Source organism: Curtobacterium sp. B18 (assembly GCF_000333375.1).
Taxonomy (GTDB): Bacteria; Actinomycetota; Actinomycetes; order Actinomycetales; family Microbacteriaceae; genus Curtobacterium.
Genome location: NZ_BACZ01000595.1, coordinates 13,480 through 17,708 on the forward strand (window position 1 = coordinate 13,480; position 4,229 = coordinate 17,708).

Annotated in this window: 4 protein-coding genes; 1 reads left to right on the forward strand and 3 read right to left on the reverse strand. The window is 69.4% G+C overall.

Annotated features, from left to right (window positions below):
• The first annotated feature begins 102 nt into the window (after positions 1 to 102).
• Positions 103 to 2,121, forward strand: a complete 2,019-nt coding sequence (gene glgX / locus I5E_RS16215; protein ID WP_022907908.1) for a glycogen debranching protein GlgX — start codon at positions 103 to 105, stop codon at positions 2,119 to 2,121.
• A 145-nt stretch (positions 2,122 to 2,266) separates the two neighbouring features.
• On the opposite strand, the gene I5E_RS16220 is transcribed toward glgX, so the two are convergent.
• The 3 genes from I5E_RS16220 to I5E_RS16230 form a co-directional block, all read right to left on the reverse strand.
• Positions 2,267 to 2,671 carry a PIN domain-containing protein gene (locus tag I5E_RS16220; RefSeq protein ID WP_022907909.1) on the reverse strand — a complete coding sequence of 135 codons (405 nt, stop codon included), beginning with the start codon at positions 2,669 to 2,671 and terminating at the stop codon, positions 2,267 to 2,269.
• Positions 2,668 to 2,898, reverse strand: coding sequence for a type II toxin-antitoxin system VapB family antitoxin (locus I5E_RS21990; protein ID WP_022907910.1), 231 nt, complete (start codon positions 2,896 to 2,898; stop codon positions 2,668 to 2,670). Before I5E_RS21990 ends, I5E_RS16220 begins: the two co-directional genes overlap by 4 nt.
• 103 nt (positions 2,899 to 3,001) lie before the next feature.
• Positions 3,002 to 4,229, reverse strand: a 1,228-nt coding sequence (locus I5E_RS16230; protein ID WP_022907911.1) for an NAD-dependent succinate-semialdehyde dehydrogenase, incomplete at its 5' end; no start/stop codon positions are given.

Genomic DNA, 4,229 nt, shown 5'->3' on the forward strand with positions numbered 1-4,229 from the left:
CCTCCCGTCCTGTACGCAGCCGCGTCACGGATCGCCCGCGGCCCGCCCGTCGGGGTACGTCGGGACGCCGGGGTCACAGTGGCCGTTCTGTAGAAGGACGACATGACCACTTCCTCCCGCACGCCGCTCGGCGTGACGCTCGTCGACGGCGGCGCGAACGTCGCCCTCTTCTCCAGCAGCGCCGAGCGCGTCGAGTTCTGCCGGTTCGACGAGGACGGCACCGAGCACCGCACCGAACTCCGTCACCGCACGGGCTACACCTTCCACGACGTCGTCCCGGACGTCACCGTCGGCACCCGTTACGGCTTCCGCGTGCACGGTGCCTGGGACCCGGCGAAGGGCCTCCGCCACAACCCGGCGAAGCTCCTGCTCGACCCCTACGCCACCGCCGTCGACGGCACCTACGAGTGGGGCCAGGCGCTCTTCGGCCACGACATGGACGACCCGGAGCGGATCGACGAGACCGACTCGGCCCCCGCGATGCCGAAGTCCGTCGTCGCCGACCGCGACTTCGACTGGGGCGACGACACGCGACCCGGCACGACGCTGGCCGACACGGTCTTCTACGAGGTCCACGTCAAGGGCTTCACGAAGCAGCACCCGGACGTGCCCGAGGAGATCCGCGGCACCTACGCCGGACTCGCGCACCCGGCGGCGATCCAGCACCTGACGGACCTCGGCGTCACCGCGGTCGAGCTCCTCCCGACGCACCAGTTCGTGCAGGACTCCACGCTCGAGGACAAGGGCCTGCGGAACTACTGGGGCTACAACAGCATCGGGTTCTTCGCGCCGCACGACGAGTACTCGTCCTCGGGCACCGCGGGGCAGCAGGTCGCCGAGTTCAAGGCGATGGTCAAGGCCCTGCACGCCGCGGGCCTCGAGGTCATCATGGACGTCGTCTACAACCACACCGCCGAGGGCAACCACATGGGCCCGACGCTGTCGTTCAAGGGCATCGACAACGAGTCGTACTACCGGCTGGTCGAGGGTGACGAGGCGAACTACTTCGACACGACCGGCACCGGCAACAGCCTGAACGTGTCGCACCCGGCGGCGCTCGGGCTCATCACCGACTCGCTCCGCTACTGGGTCGAGGAGATGCACGTCGACGGCTTCCGCTTCGACCTCGCCACGACGCTGACCCGCCAGGACGGCGAGGCGGAGAAGCACTCGGCGTTCCTCGACATCATCCACCAGGACCCGGTGCTCCGCGAGGTGAAGATGATCGCCGAGCCGTGGGACACCGCGGGGTACCAGGTCGGTGGCTTCCCGGCCGACTGGTCGGAGTGGAACGGCAAGTACCGGGACGACCTCCGTGCGTTCTGGCGCGGCGACGCGGGCACCTTGGGAGACGCCGTCCAGCGGGTCCTCGGCAGCCCGGACGTCTACGAGGGCTCGCGGCGGTCCCCGCTGTGCTCGGTCGACTTCGTAACCGCCCACGACGGTTTCACGCTCGCCGACCTCACGATGTACGCCGAGAAGCACAACGAGGCCAACGGCGAGGACAACAACGACGGGGAGAGCGACAACACATCGTTCAACGGTGGCGTCGAGGGACCGACCGACGACGGCGTGGTGAACGACTACCGCGACCGGCAGCGTCGGAACTTCCTCGGCACGCTGCTGCTCTCGGCCGGCGTGCCGATGATCCTCGGTGGCGACGAGATCGCCCGGTCGCAGGGCGGCAACAACAACGCCTACTGCCAGGACGACGAGATCTCGTGGTTCGACTGGGCGGCGGCCGACCGGGACCTGCTCGCCTTCACGACGGCGGCGATCGCGTTCCGACGCGACCACCCGTCGCTCCGTCCCGAGTGGTACCGCACGGCACCGGGTGACTCCGACTCGACGGTCGACGTCCTCCGCGCCGACGCGCGGGGGTTCGAGGACGCCGACTGGGCGGACGGCGGCAACCGCGCGGTCATGCTCGTGCTGCGGCACGGTGAGGACACGGTGGCGGTGCTGCTGAACGCGTCGGAGACCACCGTCGAGTTCACCCTGCCGGAGAAGCCGGGCGGTGGGCGCTGGTCCCTCGGGCTGTCGAGCGACCCGGACCAGGCGGTCGGTGACGACGCCACGACGGTGCTGCTCCGCGACGCGTCGTTCACGGCGTTGGTCTGATCGCTCGCGCGACCATCTGACGGACGGGAGCGCGCCCCGCTCAGCGGCAACGCGAAGCGTTGCGCGGGGCGCGCCGACCGAGCCTGCGAGGGAGGAGTGCCGGCTGGCACCGCGCCTCCCGTCCATCGTCGACTCGAGGCCGGTTTCACTGCTCCGGCAGGTACTCGTGCCGGAAATCGGGCACCACTTCCGCGATGTGGTCGTAGTCGTGGTCCGCAGTCAGCACGATGGCCTCGTTCGCGATCGCGTAGGCGGCGATCAGCACATCCACTGCTCCTGCACCTCGGACGTACCCTCCGTTCCACAGCGCAGCCTGGAGGTCCAGCACGTCGACCTCGCTCGGATGTTCCTCAGTAGGGAAGAACACCTCCATGTCGCGCCGGAACGCTGCATGCTCGTCGGCATCGCGCGCGGAGAAGCAGTACTCGAGCACCTGTGGTGGGCAGGTGAGGATCAGGTCTTGCGTCGAACACCCGCGGAGTCGCGCCGCGATGGCCGGTCTGCGTGCGGCCTTCCACCACACAGAGTTGTCGACGATGTAGGCGCTCACGTCTCGTCCGAGGGGACTCCCGGCGCGGCGTATTGCACGACGGGAGCTTCCGTCTGCTCCTCTGTGAAGGTCCGGCCGATGATCCGCTCGACGGCGGCAGGCTGTCGTCGGACAGCGATGAGCGTCTGGAGTGCGCGGTTCACGACATCGCGGTTCGTGCGCGCACCCGTGAGTTCCTTGGCTGTGTCGAGCACTGCCTGGTCGAGATCGATCGTCGTGACGGTCATCGTGTCCTCCGCTCTTCGTCCCTGGAGATGTGACTATACACCCGCTTATATAAGAGCAGCCACAGCGGACCTGTTCGCCGCCCCCGGCGCTCCCGGGTCGTCGTCAGCCGCCGATGCGGATCAGCTTCTTGTTGACGAACTCGTCGGCCCCGAGCGGGCCGAGCTCGCGACCGAAACCGCTCGCCTTGACCCCGCCGAAGGGGAGCTCCGGGCTGTCCGCGCCGACGATGTTCACGTAGACCATCCCCGCCTCGATGCGATCGGCCACGCGCAGCGCCTGCTCCGCATCGGTGGTGAACAGGTACGAGCCGAGGCCGTACGGGGTGTCGTTCGCGATCGTGATGGCGGCGTCCTCGTCCTCGACCCGGTACACGGCGGCGACGGGGCCGAAGAACTCCTCGCGGTAGGCGTCGTTGTCCGGCGTGACCCCGGTGAGCACGGTGGGGGTGAAGGCGTTGCCCTGTCGCTCACCACCGGTCACCACCGTCGCGCCCTGCTCGCGCGCGCTGTCGAGCTGCGCGGCGAGGCGGTCGGCGGCTGCCGGCGAGGACAGCGGACCGAGCTCGGCGCCGGGCGTGGTCGGGTCGGTGGGGGCGACCGCGGCCATCGCGGCGGTGAACTTCGCCAGGAAGTCGTCGTACAGGTGGTCGGCGACCAGGAAGCGCTTCGCGGCGTTGCAGACCTGACCGTTGCCCTCGAGGCGGGTGGCGACGGCGGACTCGACCACGGCGTCGAGGTCGTCGGTCGAGAGCAGGATGAACGGGTCCGAGCCACCGAGCTCCAGCACGACCTTGGTGAGGTTGCGGCCGGCGATCTCGGCGACCGCGGCTCCGGCGCGGGCGGATCCGGTCAGCGAGACGCCCTGCACGCGCGGGTCGGCGATGACGTCGGCGACCTGGTCGTTCGTCGCGAAGACGTTGGTGTACGCGCCGACGGGGAAGCCGGCGTCGTGGAAGATCGCCTCGATCGCGAGGGCGGACTCGGGGCACTGCGGGGCGTGCTTCAGCAGCACGGTGTTGCCGATGACGAGGTTCGGGCCGGCGAACCGGGCGATCTGGTACGCGGGGAAGTTCCACGGCATGATGCCGAGCAGGACACCGATCGAGGACTTCCGGATGAACGCGCTGCCCTCGCTGCCGTCCGCCAGCACGATCGGCTGGTCGGCGAGGAACTCCTCGGCGTGGTCGGCGTAGTAGTCGTAGATGTCGGCGCAGAAGTCGACCTCGCCCACGGCCTGGTCGATCGGCTTCGCCATCTCGCGGACGATCGTCGCGGCGAGGTCGTCCCGACGCTCCCGGTACAGCTCGGCGACGCGGGCAGCGTGGGCGCGT